The organism is Planococcus sp. VCh962, assembly GCF_057748275.1.
Genome location: NZ_JBYLHS010000002.1, coordinates 377,826 through 394,966, shown reverse-complemented (window position 1 = coordinate 394,966; position 17,141 = coordinate 377,826). Strand labels below are relative to the sequence as shown.

General features: G+C 44.7%; 18 protein-coding genes and 2 riboswitches. Of the genes, 7 read left to right on the top strand and 11 right to left on the bottom strand.

Annotated elements, in window-relative coordinates; translation table 11 throughout:
* Window positions 1-26: 26 nt before the first annotated feature.
* Window positions 27-1,244: an NO-inducible flavohemoprotein gene (gene hmpA / locus AC3AQ9_RS09275; RefSeq protein WP_488307182.1), complete on the bottom strand. Its 1,218-nt coding sequence runs from the start codon at window positions 1,242-1,244 to the stop codon at window positions 27-29.
* A gap of 83 nt (window positions 1,245-1,327) precedes the next feature.
* Here hmpA and AC3AQ9_RS09270 point away from each other — a divergent pair, with 83 nt between their 5' ends.
* Window positions 1,328-1,762, top strand: a complete 435-nt coding sequence (locus AC3AQ9_RS09270) for an RrF2 family transcriptional regulator (RefSeq protein WP_488307181.1) — start codon at window positions 1,328-1,330, stop codon at window positions 1,760-1,762.
* A gap of 37 nt (window positions 1,763-1,799) precedes the next feature.
* Here the strand turns inward: AC3AQ9_RS09270 and AC3AQ9_RS09265 are convergent, their stop codons facing one another.
* The 3 genes from AC3AQ9_RS09265 to AC3AQ9_RS09255 form a co-directional block, all read right to left on the bottom strand.
* Window positions 1,800-2,222 (bottom strand): pyridoxamine 5'-phosphate oxidase family protein, encoded by a 423-nt coding sequence (locus AC3AQ9_RS09265; RefSeq protein WP_488307180.1) that lies wholly within the window; start codon window positions 2,220-2,222, stop codon window positions 1,800-1,802.
* A gap of 297 nt (window positions 2,223-2,519) precedes the next feature.
* The gene (locus AC3AQ9_RS09260) at window positions 2,520-3,413 is read right to left on the bottom strand and encodes an EamA family transporter (protein WP_488307179.1); all 894 of its coding nucleotides are present in this window, start codon (window positions 3,411-3,413) and stop codon (window positions 2,520-2,522) included.
* Between the two features lie 96 nt (window positions 3,414-3,509).
* Window positions 3,510-3,740 carry a YczO family protein gene (locus AC3AQ9_RS09255; protein WP_488307178.1) on the bottom strand — a complete coding sequence of 77 codons (231 nt, stop codon included), beginning with the start codon at window positions 3,738-3,740 and terminating at the stop codon, window positions 3,510-3,512.
* Between the two features lie 181 nt (window positions 3,741-3,921).
* Here AC3AQ9_RS09255 and AC3AQ9_RS09250 point away from each other — a divergent pair, with 181 nt between their 5' ends.
* Complete coding sequence (locus AC3AQ9_RS09250) at window positions 3,922-4,941, top strand: STAS domain-containing protein (RefSeq protein WP_488307177.1); 1,020 nt, start codon at window positions 3,922-3,924, stop codon at window positions 4,939-4,941.
* A gap of 65 nt (window positions 4,942-5,006) precedes the next feature.
* Here AC3AQ9_RS09250 and pepT read toward each other — a convergent pair whose 3' ends face one another.
* From pepT to AC3AQ9_RS09220, 6 genes are all read right to left on the bottom strand, one after another.
* Entirely contained in the window at window positions 5,007-6,230 is a 1,224-nt protein-coding gene (pepT, locus tag AC3AQ9_RS09245) for a peptidase T (RefSeq protein ID WP_488307176.1), read from the bottom strand.
* Between the two features lie 233 nt (window positions 6,231-6,463).
* Window positions 6,464-7,672, bottom strand: a complete 1,209-nt coding sequence (locus tag AC3AQ9_RS09240) for a M20 family metallopeptidase (protein WP_488307175.1) — start codon at window positions 7,670-7,672, stop codon at window positions 6,464-6,466.
* 88 nt (window positions 7,673-7,760) lie between these two features.
* Window positions 7,761-8,600 carry a MetQ/NlpA family ABC transporter substrate-binding protein gene (locus AC3AQ9_RS09235; protein WP_488307174.1) on the bottom strand — a complete coding sequence of 280 codons (840 nt, stop codon included), beginning with the start codon at window positions 8,598-8,600 and terminating at the stop codon, window positions 7,761-7,763.
* Between the two features lie 79 nt (window positions 8,601-8,679).
* Window positions 8,680-9,330, bottom strand: coding sequence for a methionine ABC transporter permease (locus tag AC3AQ9_RS09230; RefSeq protein ID WP_488307173.1), 651 nt, complete (start codon window positions 9,328-9,330; stop codon window positions 8,680-8,682).
* Window positions 9,320-10,351, bottom strand: coding sequence for a methionine ABC transporter ATP-binding protein (locus AC3AQ9_RS09225; RefSeq protein WP_488307172.1), 1,032 nt, complete (start codon window positions 10,349-10,351; stop codon window positions 9,320-9,322). Before AC3AQ9_RS09225 ends, AC3AQ9_RS09230 begins: the two co-directional genes overlap by 11 nt.
* A gap of 138 nt (window positions 10,352-10,489) precedes the next feature.
* Window positions 10,490-10,603: riboswitch (SAM riboswitch) on the bottom strand.
* 127 nt (window positions 10,604-10,730) lie between these two features.
* Window positions 10,731-11,372, bottom strand: a complete 642-nt coding sequence (locus tag AC3AQ9_RS09220; RefSeq protein ID WP_488307171.1) for a glycerol-3-phosphate acyltransferase — start codon at window positions 11,370-11,372, stop codon at window positions 10,731-10,733.
* A gap of 131 nt (window positions 11,373-11,503) precedes the next feature.
* Window positions 11,504-11,619: riboswitch (SAM riboswitch) on the top strand.
* Between the two features lie 102 nt (window positions 11,620-11,721).
* Here AC3AQ9_RS09220 and AC3AQ9_RS09215 point away from each other — a divergent pair.
* The 3 genes from AC3AQ9_RS09215 (at window position 11,722) to AC3AQ9_RS09205 (ending at window position 15,043) form a co-directional block, all read left to right on the top strand.
* Complete coding sequence (locus AC3AQ9_RS09215; protein WP_488307170.1) at window positions 11,722-13,011, top strand: O-acetylhomoserine aminocarboxypropyltransferase/cysteine synthase family protein; 1,290 nt, start codon at window positions 11,722-11,724, stop codon at window positions 13,009-13,011.
* 12 nt (window positions 13,012-13,023) lie between these two features.
* A complete protein-coding gene (gene metX / locus AC3AQ9_RS09210; RefSeq protein ID WP_488307169.1) occupies window positions 13,024-14,037 on the top strand; it encodes a homoserine O-acetyltransferase MetX in 1,014 nt (337 codons plus the stop codon).
* 220 nt (window positions 14,038-14,257) lie between these two features.
* Complete coding sequence (locus tag AC3AQ9_RS09205; RefSeq protein WP_488307168.1) at window positions 14,258-15,043, top strand: hypothetical protein; 786 nt, start codon at window positions 14,258-14,260, stop codon at window positions 15,041-15,043.
* 47 nt (window positions 15,044-15,090) lie between these two features.
* On the opposite strand, the gene AC3AQ9_RS09200 is transcribed toward AC3AQ9_RS09205, so the two are convergent.
* Window positions 15,091-15,321, bottom strand: coding sequence for a helix-turn-helix domain-containing protein (locus AC3AQ9_RS09200; protein ID WP_488307167.1), 231 nt, complete (start codon window positions 15,319-15,321; stop codon window positions 15,091-15,093).
* 110 nt (window positions 15,322-15,431) lie between these two features.
* On the opposite strand from AC3AQ9_RS09200, the gene AC3AQ9_RS09195 reads away from it, so the two are divergent.
* Both AC3AQ9_RS09195 and AC3AQ9_RS09190 read left to right on the top strand, forming a co-directional pair.
* Window positions 15,432-16,337 carry a DMT family transporter gene (locus AC3AQ9_RS09195; protein ID WP_488307166.1) on the top strand — a complete coding sequence of 302 codons (906 nt, stop codon included), beginning with the start codon at window positions 15,432-15,434 and terminating at the stop codon, window positions 16,335-16,337.
* An 80-nt stretch (window positions 16,338-16,417) separates the two neighbouring features.
* Window positions 16,418-17,107: a response regulator transcription factor gene (locus AC3AQ9_RS09190; protein WP_488307165.1), complete on the top strand. Its 690-nt coding sequence runs from the start codon at window positions 16,418-16,420 to the stop codon at window positions 17,105-17,107.
* Window positions 17,108-17,141: the final 34 nt, after the last annotated feature.

The window sequence follows — 17,141 nt, the reverse complement described above, 5'->3', positions numbered from 1 at the left end:
GGGCCTTAAGGAAAAAGCAGGTGTCGTTATTGGATTGTTCGTTCTTCCAAATCCATTGCAGGACCAAAAAATTCATAATGGATTTGGTCATCACGCATTCCGATATTGCGCAGCTCCCGAATCATGCTGACCATAAAAGGAACCGGACCGCATACATAGGCATCACCGGAAGTGTCGACAAATTCTTCGAGCAGCTCCCGGGTGATAAAGCCATTTTCCTCATCCGAATAAACAGTCTTGTAAGAAGCGTTTTCCATCCGTTCTGCAAAATGGCGGATATCCTCACCAAAGGCATGCTGGTAGCGATTGCGGGCACCGTGCAAGAAAACAGTCGGACGTTCAGGTGTAGAAGTGGCCACTGTTTCAAACATACTCATCATCGGCGTAATGCCGACCCCGCCGCTGATGAACGCGACAGGTGTAGTTTTAGAGGCATCCAGTACAAAAACGCCTGCTGGTGCACTCACTTCAAGGCGATCGCCTTCCTTAACTTGTTCATGGAGACAAATGGACACAATGCCGTTGGGATCATTGTCTGCTTCACGTTTAACGGAAATCCGAAACTCATCCGGCTTGGACGCCTGGGACAAACTGTACTGGCGGATCATGGTGTATTCTTCCCCTGGTATGGAAACCCGTACTGAAATATACTGGCCTGGAATATAAGTAGGAACGTTTGAACCGTCAGCGGGTTTTAAATAGAACGAAGTGATGACTTCGCTTTCTTTTACTTTACGGGCAACGATGAAATCTTTGAAGTAGTTCCATCCGTTTTCCTGCTCCGCAGTATTTTGATACATGCTTTTCTCGACGCTGATGAAAGCATCTGCTATGACACCATAAGCATCAGACCAGGCTTGAATAATTTCGTCTGTTACTGCATCGCCGAGCACTTCCTTCATGGCAATCAATAAATTAGCACCGACAATCGGATAATGCTCCGGCTTCACGCCTAAACTAACGTGTTTGTGGGCTATCTGGATAACGGCTGGCATGATTTCTTCCAAATCATCGATATGCACTGCCGCTGCATAAACCGTTTTGGCTAAAGCAGTCTGTTGCCGGCCTTGCGCCTGGTTGACATGATTGAAAATATTCAGCAATTCAGGATGCTCTTCAAAAAGCCGTTTATAGAACCTGATGGTTATCGCTACGCCATGTTCTTCCAAAACAGGTGCTGTCGATTTGACAATCATTTTTGCTTCATTTGATAGCATAAGGCAACTGCTCCTTTCTTTTTGCATGCCTTTTACCCAAAGCTTCAGTCTCAATTGCTTTTCCGAAAATCGGTTCACCAGTATAATGGGAATGCAGGGAAGGTGAAAAAATGAGACTGACAATGTACACCGACTACTCATTGCGTGTGTTGATTTACCTGGCTTCGAAAGAAGAAAACAAGCTCTCGACCATCCAGGAAATTGCTGATGCTTATAATATATCGAAAAACCATTTGATGAAAGTAACCTTTGAGCTGGGCAAAGCCGGCTTTATCCATACCATTAGAGGACGGGGAGGCGGCATACGACTCGCAGATGTCCCCGGGAACATTAATATTGGCACTGTAGTGCGGCGTATGGAAGACGATTTCTATTTAGTCGAATGTTTTGATATGGAGCATAACCGCTGCCCGATTGCCCCAGTCTGCGGACTTCGCGGTGTGCTGGGAAAAGCATTGCATGCTTATCTCGCGGTTCTTGATGAATATACGTTAGAAGATCTGTTGTTCAATAAAGAAGGACTTCGGGCAATATTGCAACCATAAAAACGGCTCAAATAAATGAGCCGTTTTTTTTTTTATTTTATAATTGAAGTGTTTGCGGCTCTAGGCCTTTTTTATTGATGAGTCGGGCTCGGGTTGGCTGGATAGCTAAGATGACCAAGTCTGGATCATCCGGGCCTGAGAACCAGCCTTCCAAGTGTTCATTCCAGACTTTGTCAATCATGCTTTGATCATCATGTATGCCCATTGTTCCTTCGATTTCCAGGAAGGCATCACCTACGCCTTGGCCTTCATAGCCCAATAGGATATGTGCATGTGGATTAGCTTCCAGTTCATCAACTTTTTGCGTTTGTTTGTGTGTCGCTGTGTATAAAGTGAATTCGTCATGGAAAAACGTCATGTAGCGGGAATGCGGCTTATTGCCTTGCACCGTCGATAAAATGCCAACATGACTTTCTTCTAAAATCTTTAAAGCGTTTTGCTTCAATTCTTCCTGATTCATCCTCTTCACTCCTTTGATAGTTAACTGCTCCTTTTATATATTCCTGTTTAAACCCAAGCTAAACCTAAAGTGAAACTTCAATCCGTGGAGGTTCATCCCACGGATTGTTAGTTGAACCAATCGGACTTTTACGGCCATTGGCTTCCACTTGAAAAGCGGGGGCCATAGTGGGCGTTAAAGCGGGGTAAAGTGAAACTTCAATCCGTGGAGGTTCATCCCACGGATTGCTAGTTGAACCAATCGGGCTTTTAGGGCTACTAAAAAAGAATGAAAAAAGGCCCGCTGGAGGGCGGGCCTTTAAACGGGTTCTATAATTTTAGGGTTGCGGCTGAATATACTTGGCAGCACCATGCCGAACAGAATAACGGCGATGCCGACAACTTGAAGGATGGTCAATGTTTCGTTCAAGACAAGGACCGAGGCAAACACGGCAACCGGCAATTCCATGGCACTTAAAATTGAAGCGAGGCCCGACCCGACGTGCGGTACAGCAATCGAGAAGAAACAAATCGGCATGACAATGCCGAAAAATCCGAGCAGCAGACCGTATACCCAAAGTCCTTCATCAAAAAGCCTTCCATTCCATACAACTTCGGGAGTTTGGAAAAAAGCAACAACAATGGCAGCGGCAAAAGAGACATAAAACAGGCGAGTGGTGGTATTCATGCCTTCGACTTTTATGCCGTTGACGAACATGAAAGCAGAAAAACAGAAAGCTGCTCCGAGCCCCCAAGCCCATCCTTGCCAAGGGATGCTGCTGAGATCCGCATCAATCACTCCAGCAGCCAATATAGTTCCGCCAAATAATAAAACAAGTGAGATGGCTTCTGTCCGTTTCAGCCATCTGCGATGTACGATGCAATCCAAAAACATGCCGATCCAAGTGAATTGAAACAGCAATACGACTGCCAATGACGCTGGCAAGTATACCAAAGACTGTCCATAAACCATACCGGTGGCAGCGGTGAAGGCGCCGGACATCACTAAAATTTTCCAACCGTGCAAGCGGGGAATTCTCCGCTGTGTAATTAAAAGCAAAAGAGCTGCTAAGGCAAATCCGACAAAGTACTGGCTAGTTACCGCTTCTGCGGCTGTAAATCCGTTTTCCATTGCTACTTTGATAATAGTGGAAAGAATGCCATAACAACTGGCGGCTACTACTACCATAAACGGGTAAATCATATTTTTCATAATAGGTCACTCCTGTTCCAACATGAATCATAACATAAAAAAAACAGCTTGGCGGTAGCCAAGCTGTTCTTCAGAAAAGTAGGTTTATTCTGTTGATTAATCAGGGAAGATTTCATCGCTTGCTGAATTATCTTTAGTTGAACGTTTATTTTCCTCGTCTTCCATATTCTGTTTCAAATCCTCTAAAGGAATGGCATCTACCGTTTGTTCTTCTTCAAACATTTCATGCATTGTTTCTTTATCTGTTTTTATTTGTTCGGGATTGTCCATAGGGCGGCTATCTCTTGTTTCACGATTTTCTTCATTAAATGGTTTTTTGTCTGACACAAAAAGCACCTCTTTCTTTTGTTCTGGTTATTTTTGTATTCCTTTAAATGCTGAATCTCAAACATGAAGATGCCACCACAATCTTGTATCATAGAAAGAGTGATTACTTAAGACCGCAGATTATTAAGTGGAACAAGAGAATTATGGTAAAATCAATTTTAAGAGTGGGAGGAGTTGCAACATGGAAACGAAACCATCAATCAATGTAGGAGGCCTCCAGTTTGCATGGGATCTGGAGGAAGGCAGATTCTTATTTGAAGGCCAGGATGCGGTACTGTTTTGGACGGCTAGTGCGATGAAAATATTTTTTGATTCAATAGAAGAAATATCCGGAGAAGATGCAGCAAGCGTTGTGATGGAGACAACCGGATTCCGCCAGGGCTTAATCGTTGGCGAATATTTCACCGGCATGAAAAACGTCAGCATTTCAGAAGCTGCGAATTTAATTACAAATACATATGCTTCTGCTGGCTGGGGGAAAGCTGAAATTCAGGAAATGAATGAATCGGACAGCACTCTCCAAGTCAAGTTGAGAAATAGCTGGGAACACAAAATCAATGTAGCGCAAGGGAAGAAACAGGGAGGAAGTTACTTGGCTGCCCACTATGCAGGCATATTCACTTCACTTTTCGGGCGCAATGTCTGGTACCGCGTCATCCATCATCAAATTGAAGGCTATCCAGAAACGATTATTGAATATTATCCTTCAGAAAAAAACATTGAGGAAAACATTCACCGGCTGGCTCGCTTGAAAGAAGCTGAGCAAATCAATCAGCTTGAAAAACTGGTTGAGGAAAAAACGGCAGAACTGAATGCGCTGATCCAGGAAATATCTTCTCCGATTATTCCGGTGCTTGAAGATATCGTCGTCGTACCGCTTCTTGGAACTTATGATGAAGCGCGTGCAGAAGAATTATTAGTGAAAACCCTGCAAAATCTGCCAACTTATAAAGCGAAATATTTGTTGTTGGATTTAACTGGCTTGAACGATAATTTTACACAGCACGCGGCAAGCCTGATTGAGAAATTAGGGTCAACGGCTTCTCTGATTGGTACTTATACCATTTTGGTGGGCATTTCCCCGCAAATGAGTATGGTTATTACCGAGTCGGGCATCAACTTATCAAAATTCAACTGCTTCCAAACTTTGCAGCACGGCATCCACTATGCGCTGGCACAAAATGGCCGCAGCATTATTTGAATAAGAAGCATGCAAGCCCTCCTGGGCGTTATAGCGTGCACAAAAAAATAAGCGCCCGCGGGCGCTTATTTTTGTTCCATCGATTTCACAATTTCTATGATGACTTGTGTGGCTTTTTCCATGTTCTGTACAGAAATGAATTCATATTGACCGTGATAGTTTTCTCCACCGGTAAAAATATTAGGTGTCGGCAAGCCCATATAAGATAGTTGGGAACCATCTGTACCGCCTCGAACCGGGACGATATTCGGCTCGATCTCAAGTGTCTTCATAGCCGTTTCAGCCGCATCGACAATTTCCATGGCTGGTTCAATTTTCTCGCGCATATTGTAGTATTGGTCTTCGATTTCAAGTTGAATAGCTTCATCACCGTATTGCTCTTGCAATTCAGCTGCTACTTTTTTCATATGATCCTTTTTCGCTTCGAAAGCCTCTTTGTTAAAGTCGCGGATGATATAGGAAAGAACCGCCTTATCAACATTGCCGTTGAAATTGTTCAAATGGATAAACCCTTCATAGCCTTCCGTTAATTCAGGCACCTCGTTTTTCGGCATTTCTTCCTGGAAGCGGATAGCCACCGTTTGGGCATTGACCATTTTGTTTTTAGCAGAACCGGGGTGAACGCTTTTCCCTTGGACTGTCAGCTTGGCAGCTGCTGCATTGAAGCTTTCGTACTGCAATTCGCCAAGTGGTCCGCCGTCCATGGTATAAGCAAAGTCCGCTGCGAAGCGCTCCACATCAAATTTATGCGGTCCGCGGCCGATTTCTTCATCTGGCGTAAATGCCACACGGATTTTTCCATGCTTGATTTCAGGATGCTGAACCAAGTATTCCATGGCAGTCATAATTTCCGCAACACCCGCTTTATTGTCGGCCCCAAGTAAAGTGGTGCCATCAGTTGTAATCAAAGTATGGCCGACGTAATTTTTCAGATCAGGGAAGTCGGCGACCGACATCGTAACAGAAGAACTCAATTGAATGTCACCGCCATCATAATGGTCGATGCGCTGTGGATTGACGTTTTTTCCAGTAAAATCCGTGGCAGTATCAACATGCGCCAAAAAACCGACAACCGGTATTTCTTTTTCTGTGTTGGCCGGCAGCGTACCGAACAAATAACCGTATTCGTCCATGCTGACATCCTCTAAACCGATGCTCTTCATTTCTTTTTCAAGTTCATGCAACAAATCCCATTGCCCCGGAGTGGAAGGCGTTTCAGTGCTCTCCACATCAGATTGTGTATCAATTTTTGCATAGCGGACAAGGCGCTCGATTAGCGTTTCAAACATGTACAGTTCCCCCTAAGTATGTAATCACTTTATTTTAGCATGAAAATAGGGAATTTTGGCAATACGTCCCGATGAAGCTCCGCCAGCTTCATAAAAAATAAAATACGACCAGCAGCGAATAAAATACGACCAGTAACGGCCAAAATACGATTCACAAAAGCGAAAATACGACCAGTAAGAAGAAAAATACGATTCTGGACAATAAAAAAGGCAGCGTGGCGGCTGCCTTTCCGTTATTTCTTATCGTTTTTTTCAGCTAAAGCATGGGCATGTGATTGTTTGATTTGTTCAAGCAACGGGGCTTCTGTCAGCAGACGGTAGCCGGTATTTGCCAGAGCTTTTGCACCGCGGATCAAAGCTTCATTTCCAACTTCCGATTTAGCGGCGTCGCGGAATTCAACCGTGTGGGCAACCAGATCATCCGGGCCAATTTTAATATAGGGATGGGCAGTCGGCACTTCATAACTGATATTGCCGGCATCCGTAGAACCCAGCCCGCCTGAACGGCTTTCAGCGACTTCTTCGCCGGCGGCCTGCAATTCCTCGCGTACAACAGCGTCCAAGGCATCCGTCAGCACCAAATCTTTCACTTCGTTCTGGAACCGTTCAATCTTGACTGTTGCACCTGTCGCAAGTGCCGCGCCTTCAGCGATGGCACGGACTTTTCTAGCCGCATCTTCTGTTTTTTTCCAGGAATTTGCACGTATGAAGAAGCGGGCAGAAGCATATTCCGGGATGATGTTCGGTGCATCGCCACCGTGTGTGATGATGCCATGGATACGGGCATCTGACGGCAATTGCTGGCGAAGCGCGTTGATGCCATTGAATAGCTGAAGAACAGCGTCCAATGCATTGATGCCTTCTTCCGGCGAAGCAGCAGCATGTGCCGGCTTGCCGTAAAAATGAAAATCAAGCGGATCAACAGCTAATGAAGGAGTGGTAACCGCAGATTTCCCTGATGGGTGAATCATCAACGCCGCGTCAATGCCTTGAAGCAAACCGTGTTTCACAAAGCTTCCTTTGGCACTGCCATTCGGACCGCCTTCTTCAGCAGGAGTCCCCAGAACCACAACACGTCCGCCAGTAGCCGGGAAGGTTTCCGCCAGCGCGATTGCTGCGGCAACACTGGCCGTGCCGATGATGTTATGGCCGCATGCATGGCCAATTCCAGGCAAAGCGTCGTATTCGGCCAAATAGGCGATTGTCGGGCCGGGAAGCGGGCTTTCCTTGCTGGCAAAAAAGGCTGTCTCATGGCCGGCAACACTTGTCTCCACCTTAAAACCGGCATCTTCAAGCAATTCAACCAGCGTGGCGCTGGCGAAGAATTCTTCATTGCCAATTTCCGGTTTGGCATGGATCGCTTGGCTTGTCGCGATATATTCCTCGCGTTTGGAATTGATGGACTGGGAAATGGTTAACGCTGCTTCTTTGATAGCTGTCATTGATTTTCCTCCTCAAAATTTACTGGGCACTATTATAGAATCAACCGAGCATTCAGCGGAATGAAGCCCCGCTGATTGAAGTTTCTCTTTATTGATAATCCACTAGCTCTTCTACAGGGACAAATGTCGGAATCTGGGCGCCTTTTGTATGTTCAATAATGAAATCTGCTGTATCTTCCTGTTGGTATAATTCAACGATTTTCAAGAAATCAGGATCATCAGCGTTTTCTTTGCTGGCAGCAATTAAGTTGATATAAGGCGCCGCTGTTTCACTTTCACGGGCAATCGGGTCTTCTGTCGGATTCAATCCTGCGTCAACCGCAACGCCGTTGTTGATGATGGAAGCAGCTACATCCGGCATAGCGCGTGGTGTCTGACCTGATACCATTGGAACCAGCTCGATTTTTTTGGGGTTTTCAATAATGTCATCCGCTGTTCCAGTCAATCCAGCATCTTCAGAAAGTTTGATCAATCCAGCCTCTTGCAATAGCAATAATCCGCGTCCCATATTTGTTGCTTCATTTGGCAAAGCAATTTGAGCACCTTCTGGAAGTTCGTCAATGGACTTGTACTTTTCTGAGTAAAGGCCCATCGGTGCAATAACTGTTGAACCGATGGGTACGATGTCAATATTATGTTCTGCAACAAATTCATCGAAATAGGAAATGGTTTGGAAAGCATTCAAATCCAATTCTCCTTCGGCAAGCGCCATGTTAGGAGCGACATAATCCGAAAACGTAACGATTTCAATGTCAATTCCTTCTTTTGCAGCTTTTTCCGCTACATAATCCCAGATTGTCGTGTCCGAACCACTGATGCCAAGTGTGACTTTTCTGTTTCCATCAGCACTTTCTTCATCGCCGCCTCCGCACGCTGCTAGGATCAAAGCCACCAAGGCCAGTAATAAAAGGGATGTAATTTTCTTCATGTTGTTATTCCTCCAATAGTTGTTTGTTTTAATATTGTTTGGCAATCAATTAAAATTTCACACATGCTGCCTGCAATTTTTAACTTCTTCTGACCCGTTTTGATAAGACGTTGCCAAACGATTGGACGCCTTGCACAAGGACAACAAGAATGGCAACGGTGATGAACATGACTAATGTGTCAAAGCGCTGGTATCCATAGGTAATCGCTAAATCTCCGAGACCGCCGCCACCGATTGCACCAGCCATAGCGGATGCCCCGATTAAACCGACAATTGCAATGGTCAGGGCCAGCACCAGTGAACTTAATGCTTCCGGGATTAAAAAGCGGAAGATGATCTGGGCTGGCGAAGCGCCCATTGCCTGAGCGGCTTCGATAACGCCTTTATCGACTTCTAAGAGCGAGTTCTCGATCAGCCGTGCAATATAAGGGCCAGCGTAAAAGACGAGAGGGACAATGGCAGCGGCTGTTCCGATGGATGTGCCAACGATCAGCCGGGTCAGTGGAATAATGGCAACCATCAAAATGATAAACGGCACGGACCGGAAAATATTGATGATGACATTCAGTACTTTTGAAACCGATTCGTTTTCCAATAAATGCCCTTTGCGGGTGACAACCAGCAAAATGCCAAGCGGGAATCCAATGATCAATGAAAAGAAAAAGGAAGCTCCCGTCATATAAACCGTTTCCCAAAGGGCCTCTAAAATTTGTTCGTTATCAATTAGCATAGTTTGCTACCTCCTCAACCTTGACTGTGTCGCTCCGGATAGCTTTTAAGGCCTGCTGGATTTCAACAGGAGGACCAGAAAACTCTACAATCAGATTGCCGTAAGGCGAGCCTTGCAGTTCTGTAATATTGCCGAACAGCACATTGAGATCCAAATTGAATTCGCGGGAAACTCTCGACATCAATGGCTGTCCGACCGCAGATCCGGTAAATTGGATGCGGTAAATCGCATGGCTGCGATTAGGATCCTGAATCTGGTTAAGCAATGATTCTGGGAGTTCATCGTTCATCACTGACCGGACAAACCTTTGGGTAGTGGGATGTTGCGGTTTAGTGAATACGTCGAATACGCTTCCTTGTTCAATCACTTTTCCTGCTTCGAGAACAGCCACTTTATCACAGATTTCACGAATAACACCCATTTCATGCGTAATCAATAATATAGTGATATTGTATTCACGATTGACGCGCCGGAGTAATTCCAGAATGGATTGCGTCGTCTGCGGATCAAGGGCTGACGTTGCTTCATCACATAAGAGAACAGAAGGATTAGTGGCAAGTGCGCGGGCAATGCCAATACGCTGTTTCTGTCCACCCGAGAGCTGGTCCGGATACTTTTCAGCCTGGTCAGCAAGGCCAACAAAGTCCAGCAGATCTTTGACTTGCTCTTTGATCTTGTTTTTTGGCGTTTTCGCTAAAATAAGCGGCATGGCTACATTGTGGAAAACGGTCTTCGAATTCAGCAAATTAAAGTGCTGGAAAATCATTCCGATGTCTTTCCGTGTTTCCCGTATTTCTTTGCTGGATAAAGTAGATATGTCTTTGCCGTGTATTAAAACCCGGCCGGTTGTTGGCCGTTCCAGCAAATTGACCGTTCGGATCAATGAACTTTTGCCGGCGCCGCTGAACCCGATGACGCCATATATTTCACCGGTTTCGACAGTTAAATCAATCCCGTTCAATGCATGGATTTCCTGTTTGCCGGACTGGTAGGTTTTTGCAACCCTTTCAAATTGAATCATCTGTCTGCCTCCTCTTGCTGTGGGAATTCTGCAAATCTTGTTGCGTACTTTTCTATCTTTCCTAATTATTGAACGAAAAAAAGCCTTCTTTTTTCTTATCGACAAGAAAAAAGAAGGCTTCGGCATGAAACCATCTCGCTCTCATCTTCCAAATGCAAAATCGCATTTGCAGGAGTTAGCACAGTTTTCGCATATAGCGAATCCGCTGCTGAAACGTCAAAGGGCCTGTCCCTCGGTTTCTCTGGATAAGAAAGTGATGTACGTTATTCGATTTGTAATGTTTACTTTATTGCGAAATAACGAATAAGTCAAGGGGATTTGCAATAAAAATTTAACTTAATACAGAAAAATATGAGTTGACCCAAGAGCGGCGGGCATCTTAGGCGGAGCCGGCCGGTTTTTTCCGGAAAACAGAAGAGACCTTATTTTCTGTTCCATTTTTAATGCGTGCGATGTTTTCGAGATGCTTCCAGAGCGCCATGGCAAACAAGGCGAAGGCTGTTACTAAAGGCCATAACCCTTCAGCCGGCCAGTAGGCGATGGCAAAAAACATGCCGTATAATACGAGAACTCCGACCACCAAATAGTCGGTAGCCAGCGCTGCCAGCACAAGCAGCAGCCCGCCGGCCAGGCCAAGCTTCCAATCAAGGGCTAACATGACGCCGATGACAGAAGCCGTTCCTTTTCCGCCATCAAAGTTCATATAGAACGGAAAGTTATGGCCGAAAATGACACCGGCTCCTGCGAAGAACAGCAGCATCCAAACCATTTCATCAGGGAAAGAAGAGCCGCTCAGCAACAAGCGGAAACCTGCCACAACAGCCGCTCCTTTAAGAATATCAAGAAAAGCTACCAGTGCTCCATATTTCCAGCCGAGAACAATGGCTGCATTTGATGCTCCTGAATTTTTGACGCCTTCTTTTTTGACATTTACGCCGGACAGCAGCTGGGCAGCAATAGAACCATGCAGACAGCCGATCAAATAACCTAAAATAAGTGCAAGTGCAATCCATACAATCATTATTGTTCACCTCTATTACTGTAAACGTATAAAAAAGTAATAGGTTTCAAAATCTTTTGAAAAAATGCACTTGACAAAATTATTTGTTTTATTTTATACTTCTCAACATGATGGAAAACTAAATCTGAATACTCTTATCAAGAGAGGCGGAGGGAATAGGCCCTATGATGCCCGGCAACCAACAAGCGACGCTTGGAAAGGTGCTAAATCCTACAGATCCGGGACGACGGGATCTGGCAGATGAGAGGAGGCAATCCGTATATGACGGCCCTCTTCTTAAGTGAAGGGGGCTTTTTTCTATTCCTCCTCAACCATGGTTTCCATCAAAAAAACCTTAGGAGGAAACAAAATGACAAACTTTAAACCTGAAACGCTTTTATTGCATGGGGCACAGCAACCGGATCCAGTAACTGGAGCCAGAGGGGTAGCCATCCATAAAACGACTTCTTATGTGTTTAAAAATACGGAGCATGCCCAGAATTTATTCGGGTTAAAAGAAACAGGAAATATTTACTCACGCATCATGAACCCGACGGTTGACGTTTTTGAACAGCGCGTGGCGCTTCTTGAAGGCGGAACAGCAGCGGTAGCTTTATCTTCAGGAATGGCAGCCATTGCTTTTTCTGTCCTGAACATAGCAGAAGCAGGCGATGAAATTGTGGCGGACGCCAATCTTTACGGCGGTACATACAGTCTTTTTGCCAACACATTGCCGCGTTATGGCATCACCGTTAAATTCGTGGATGGCACGAATCCGGAAAACTTCCGTGGAGCCATTACAGATAAGACAAAAGCGATTTTTGGGGAAATCATCGGAAATCCGAGCTTGAATGTCTTTGATGTTGAAGCAGTGGCAAATATTGCCCATGAGAATCAAATTCCTTTATTGATTGACAACACCTTCGCTTCACCATACGGAAGCAACCCGATTGAATTCGGCGCTGACGTTGTCATCCATTCTGCGACAAAGTGGATTGGCGGACATGGGACAACTATCGGCGGTGTCGTTGTAGATGGCGGGAAATTCAACTGGAACAATCCAAAGTTCCCGAACTATACGCAGCCGGATGAAAGCTATCATGGCATCCGCTTCGGCATCGATGTGGAAGGTGTATCTTTCGCGACTAAGCTGCGTGTCCAATTGCTGCGTGATTTCGGTCCGACATTAAGTGCCGAAAGTGCTCACGCGTTTTTACAGGGACTGGAAACTTTGCATTTGCGTATTCCACGCCACAACAGCAATGCCCGTATTGTAGCCGAATACTTGAAAAACCATCCTCAAGTGGAATGGGTTAATTACATCGGTTTTGAAGATCATCCGTCTCATCAATTGGCACAGAAATACTTAAAAGACGGATACGGTTCGATTGTCAATTTTGGCGTCAAAGGCGGACGCGAAGCTGGACGCAAAGTGATTGACAGCGTTGCGTTATGGTCCCATGTAGCAAATGTCGGAGATGCGAAATCGCTGATCATTCATCCGGCCTCAACAACGCATCAGCAGCTGAAAAAAGAAGAACTGGAATTATCAGGCGTTACAGAAGAATTGATCCGCTTATCGGTAGGATTGGAAAATCCGGAAGATTTGATTGCCGACCTTGAACAAGCCATTCAGGCAGCGGTACTCGAGAACGTATAGGAGGCGACGGAAATGACGACAGTATCCATAGGAACACTGACCCTGGAGTCGACGGAAATCTTGCATAACGTAGAGCTTGCCTACGAACGATGTGGCAAAAAAGATGCTCCTGTGATTCTCGTCTGCCATGCCTTAACCGGTGATCAATTTGCAGTCGGCAATGCTGAAAATCCGGGCTGGTGGTCAGGATTGATCGGACCAGGGAAAGCCGTGGATACAAACGTTTTTCAAGTCATTACGTTTAATGTGCTGGGTGGCTGCAACGGATCAACAGGGCCAATGTCCATCAACCCGGAAACCGGTAAGCCATACCGTGCTTCGTTTCCGGACCTTACCATCCGTGATATGGTGCGGGCAGAGTATAAGGCGCTAAAGGAATTAGGAATCACTCATCTGACAGCGGTCCTCGGGGGATCGCTGGGCGGCATGAAGGCGCTGGAATGGGGACATTTATACCCGGACTTTGTGGATGCTATTCTTCCGCTCGCTGTTACACCGGCATACAGTGATTATGGAGTAGCTTTTAATTGGCTTGGCATTCAAGCGATAGAGAATGATGCGTTTTTCAATAATGGAAATTATGCGGATTCCTCTGAACTGAAAGGCTTTGAATTGGCGCGCATGGCCGCAATGGTTACTTACCGAAGCGGCAACCTGTTTGATCAAAGGTTTCGGCGCTGTTCCAATGAGGGACGCTTTGAAGTGGAATCTTATCTCGATTATCAAGGGAAAAAATTGGCTAGGCGTTTTGATGCCAATAGTTACTTGACCTTGCTGAAAGCGATGAATACCCATGATGTATCAAAAGAAAGAATAGAAGTGGAAATCTTTTCTTTATCCTTTACAAAAGACTTGCTGTATCCGAGTGAGCAATTGATCCCTTGGCTTCAAGGGCTGCCGAATGCCTCTTGGGAAATCGTTGAAACGCAATTTGGACACGATGGTTTTCTCGTGGAATTTGAGAAATGGAGCAACCATATCAAAAAGAAATTGAATCATTTAGTAGTTCCCCAACTCATGCCTTAGCATGAGTTTTTTCTTTTTTGAGAGAATCGGTTTTATATGATTCTCTTTAATGCGACAATTTTAAAATGAAAATTTAACATTTTTAAATGGAATAGGCTACCAGAATGAAAAGAGATCAGCTGCAGGGCGATGAAAAATTTTGGAATATAATAACAATGAGCATTTAATGTGGTACCATTAAATCAGCAGTGAATAATATTGAACAAGGGAGAGAAGCCCTGTGCATGAAGAGTCGACGAAACAGCTCCTGAAAAAAGTTAAGAAGCATAAAAAATGGACAGAAGGCATATTTGTAAATCCGATTTATTGGATGGTGAATGGCAAGCCTTATTACATGGCTGGATTCACTAAAAACAATGCGTCTGTTGCAACTGCTTATGTGACCCCAGGTGAAGAAGACCGCGACGAAGCGCTGGAAGCTCAACGCCATTTAGCTCTTTTCGGTGATTTGAGCAATAATATTTTCAATATTGGCATGGATTATTTGAAAATAAACGCAGCATATTTTACAAAACCGTTAAGCATCCCTGTTGCTACACAGGATTCAGCTGTTTTAGAAGGAAGAGAAGCTTTTGCAGAGCTATGGAAGATACAGCAGAACCTGACTTCATTAATAAAAGACTACAAGAACTATTACGAAAATGACGTATTAGTCCGCAAGGGAATTGTTGAAGCAGACGTCATGAAGACACAGGAAACGGCAAACCTGCTGACTCTGTATCAATACATGAATTTACAGTTGCTGCTGGAAAAAAACGCTGAAATCAAATCTTTTGCTTCTTTTCTTAAAAAATCTGAAGGCTGGAATGGGCTTGGGCAAGAACTGCAGAAGTTTGTTCTAGGCATCACCGACAATACGGAAAAAATGCGCAAGAACCTGAATGGCTTGAATGTGATTGCAGATGAAGATTTTGAAAACATGAAAAAGCTGAATTACGATAAAATGATCGAAGATAATAAAAAAATCATCGAAGGCCAGCGCCAGTATATCCGCTACCCTAAATAAAAAATATAAAAGCATCTTAGCCGAAATCTCGGCTAAGATGCTTTTGCTTAATCTTCGTCTTGAATATCCACATCGTCCGGAATAGGCATGGCACGCCATTCTTCAAGGGCTTGTTTTGCTAACTCAAGCTGCTGGAAATGCGTTTCGAACTGTGAGGTGTTGATCAAGTACTGTTCTCCGTCATTGACTGCGCGAATACGGCCTTCGAGCACATAACTCATCACTTGTTCTTCAGGCATTGATAGAAAAACGGCAGTTTCCGGGATTGTCATATACATGTGATCATCTCCTCTCTTTTCTTTTATTATAATTGATGGCACAGGGTATCTCAAACCATAAAATTCATGATAAGGTTTACTACATTGATAGAATACAAGGGGTGTTTAATGTGAACTATTGGCCGTATATATGGGTTTTGCTAGGAGCAATGCTATGGGGAACAACTGGGACTGCCCAGAGTTTCATTGAAGGAACCGCACATCCTTTAACGATTGGTGCCCTTCGTTTGAGCATTGGAGGATTTACGCTATTGGCTTTCGTTTTATGGACGAAAAAATTGGCGTTCCGGTCGATTCCTTGGAAAGCTGCCTTTTTATCAGCAGCCACGATGGCCTTGTTCCAGCCATTGTTTTTCTCTTCGGTCCAATTGACGGGCATCGCCATCGGCACAGTCGTAGCTATCGGCAGTGCGCCGGTTTTTTCGGGCATCCTTGAATGGACTGTATTGAAAAAGAAGCCGGACCGGGTTTGGGCCATGGCGACCGGCTTGGCTATTATCGGCTGTTTGCTGTTGTTTGCCGATAAGGACGCACCGGCGATCAATCCGATTGGCATTTTGCTGGCCCTTGGTGCTGGATTGTCTTTTGCCGCCTATGCGCTCATCAGCAAGAAAGTATTGGAAAGAATGGACGCTGTTCCATCAGTGGCCGTGATTTTCTCATTAAGTGCTTTGTATTTGCTGCCGTTCTTATTCTTTTTTGATTTGTCATACATAGCAGCACCTGAGAACATAGGAGTTATTTTCTATCTCGGCTTAGGCGCTACAAGCCTTTCGTATATTTTGTTCTCAAGCGGATTAAAGCTCATTCCTTCTTCTTCAGCAGTAACACTGTCGCTTGCTGAACCGATGACAGCGGCGCTTTTAGGGGTCTTTATTGTCGGTGAAGTGCTGACAGGGATTGCTTGGCTCGGAGTTTTGCTGCTTTTGGGTGGAATTCTGGTTTTGACATTCGGCCGAAAAAAGAGTGGCGCGAAAAGCAAAGCTGCCTCTTTGGAAAAAACGCCGCTTTCTTAAGAATTTCTTCATATTTCTGCTAGGCTCTGCTTAAGATTTTCCATTTACAATTAGGTTTATAGAGGGAAGAGGTGCAAGGAATGGTGCATACAGTGCTGGTGACAGATGACGACCAGGATATTCGGGATGGCATTGAAATCTATTTGAAGAACGAAGGCTATAAAGTGCTGAAAGCGGCAAATGGCTATGAAGCAATTGAACTGCTTGAAGAAAATGAAGTGCATGTCATGATTCTCGATATCATGATGCCGAAAATGGATGGAATTTCGGCAACTTTTAAAATCAGGGAAAAGCGCAATATCCCGATCATCATGCTAAGTGCCAAAGTGGAGGATTCCGATAAAATCCATGGATTGTCAGTAGGAGCGGACGATTATGTGACGAAGCCGTTCCATCCGATGGAACTGGTTGCCCGGGTGAAATCACAACTAAGACGTTACGTCACGCTTGGGAATTATCAAGATAAAACCTCGCGCATTGAAATAGAGGGACTGGTGCTTGATGCGGAAGCGAAAGATGTATCACTTCACGGAGAAACGGTCAAATTGACGCCGATTGAATTTAAAGTGACGGAGTTATTGATGACCAATGCCGGCCGGGTGTTTTCAATTAGTGAGATTTATGAACGTGTTTGGAATGAACCAGCTTATAATGCTGAAAATATTGTAGCTGTGCATATACGTAAAATTCGTGAAAAAATTGAGGCAGATCCAAAAAATCCGAGATATTTAAAGGTGGTATGGGGAATTGGCTACAAAATGGAAAAATGATATTTGGTCAGTCGTAGCCATTGTTTGCGCTTTG

Bases quoted from the DNA above. Each gene is read 5' to 3' on its own strand.
- AC3AQ9_RS09235 (WP_488307174.1), bottom strand. From the start codon at position 8,600: ATGAAGAAAATTACATCCCTTTTATTACTGGCCTTGGTGGCTTTGATC.
- AC3AQ9_RS09260 (WP_488307179.1), bottom strand. From the start codon at position 3,413: ATGAAAAATATGATTTACCCGTTTATGGTAGTAGTAGCCGCCAGTTGT.
- hmpA (WP_488307182.1), bottom strand. From the start codon at position 1,244: ATGCAAAAAGAAAGGAGCAGTTGCCTTATGCTATCAAATGAAGCAAAA.
- AC3AQ9_RS09270 (WP_488307181.1), top strand. From the start codon at position 1,328: ATGAGACTGACAATGTACACCGACTACTCATTGCGTGTGTTGATTTAC.
- AC3AQ9_RS09240 (WP_488307175.1), bottom strand. From the start codon at position 7,672: ATGACAGCTATCAAAGAAGCAGCGTTAACCATTTCCCAGTCCATCAAT.
- AC3AQ9_RS09220 (WP_488307171.1), bottom strand. From the start codon at position 11,372: ATGATTGTATGGATTGCACTTGCACTTATTTTAGGTTATTTGATCGGC.
- AC3AQ9_RS09200 (WP_488307167.1), bottom strand. From the start codon at position 15,321: ATGTATATGACAATCCCGGAAACTGCCGTTTTTCTATCAATGCCTGAA.
- AC3AQ9_RS09265 (WP_488307180.1), bottom strand. From the start codon at position 2,222: ATGAATCAGGAAGAATTGAAGCAAAACGCTTTAAAGATTTTAGAAGAA.
- metX (WP_488307169.1), top strand. From the start codon at position 13,024: ATGACGACAGTATCCATAGGAACACTGACCCTGGAGTCGACGGAAATC.
- AC3AQ9_RS09230 (WP_488307173.1), bottom strand. From the start codon at position 9,330: ATGCTAATTGATAACGAACAAATTTTAGAGGCCCTTTGGGAAACGGTT.
- pepT (WP_488307176.1), bottom strand. From the start codon at position 6,230: ATGTTTGAAACGCTAATCGAGCGCCTTGTCCGCTATGCAAAAATTGAT.
- AC3AQ9_RS09225 (WP_488307172.1), bottom strand. From the start codon at position 10,351: ATGATTCAATTTGAAAGGGTTGCAAAAACCTACCAGTCCGGCAAACAG.
- AC3AQ9_RS09215 (WP_488307170.1), top strand. From the start codon at position 11,722: ATGACAAACTTTAAACCTGAAACGCTTTTATTGCATGGGGCACAGCAA.
- AC3AQ9_RS09250 (WP_488307177.1), top strand. From the start codon at position 3,922: ATGGAAACGAAACCATCAATCAATGTAGGAGGCCTCCAGTTTGCATGG.
- AC3AQ9_RS09190 (WP_488307165.1), top strand. From the start codon at position 16,418: ATGGTGCATACAGTGCTGGTGACAGATGACGACCAGGATATTCGGGAT.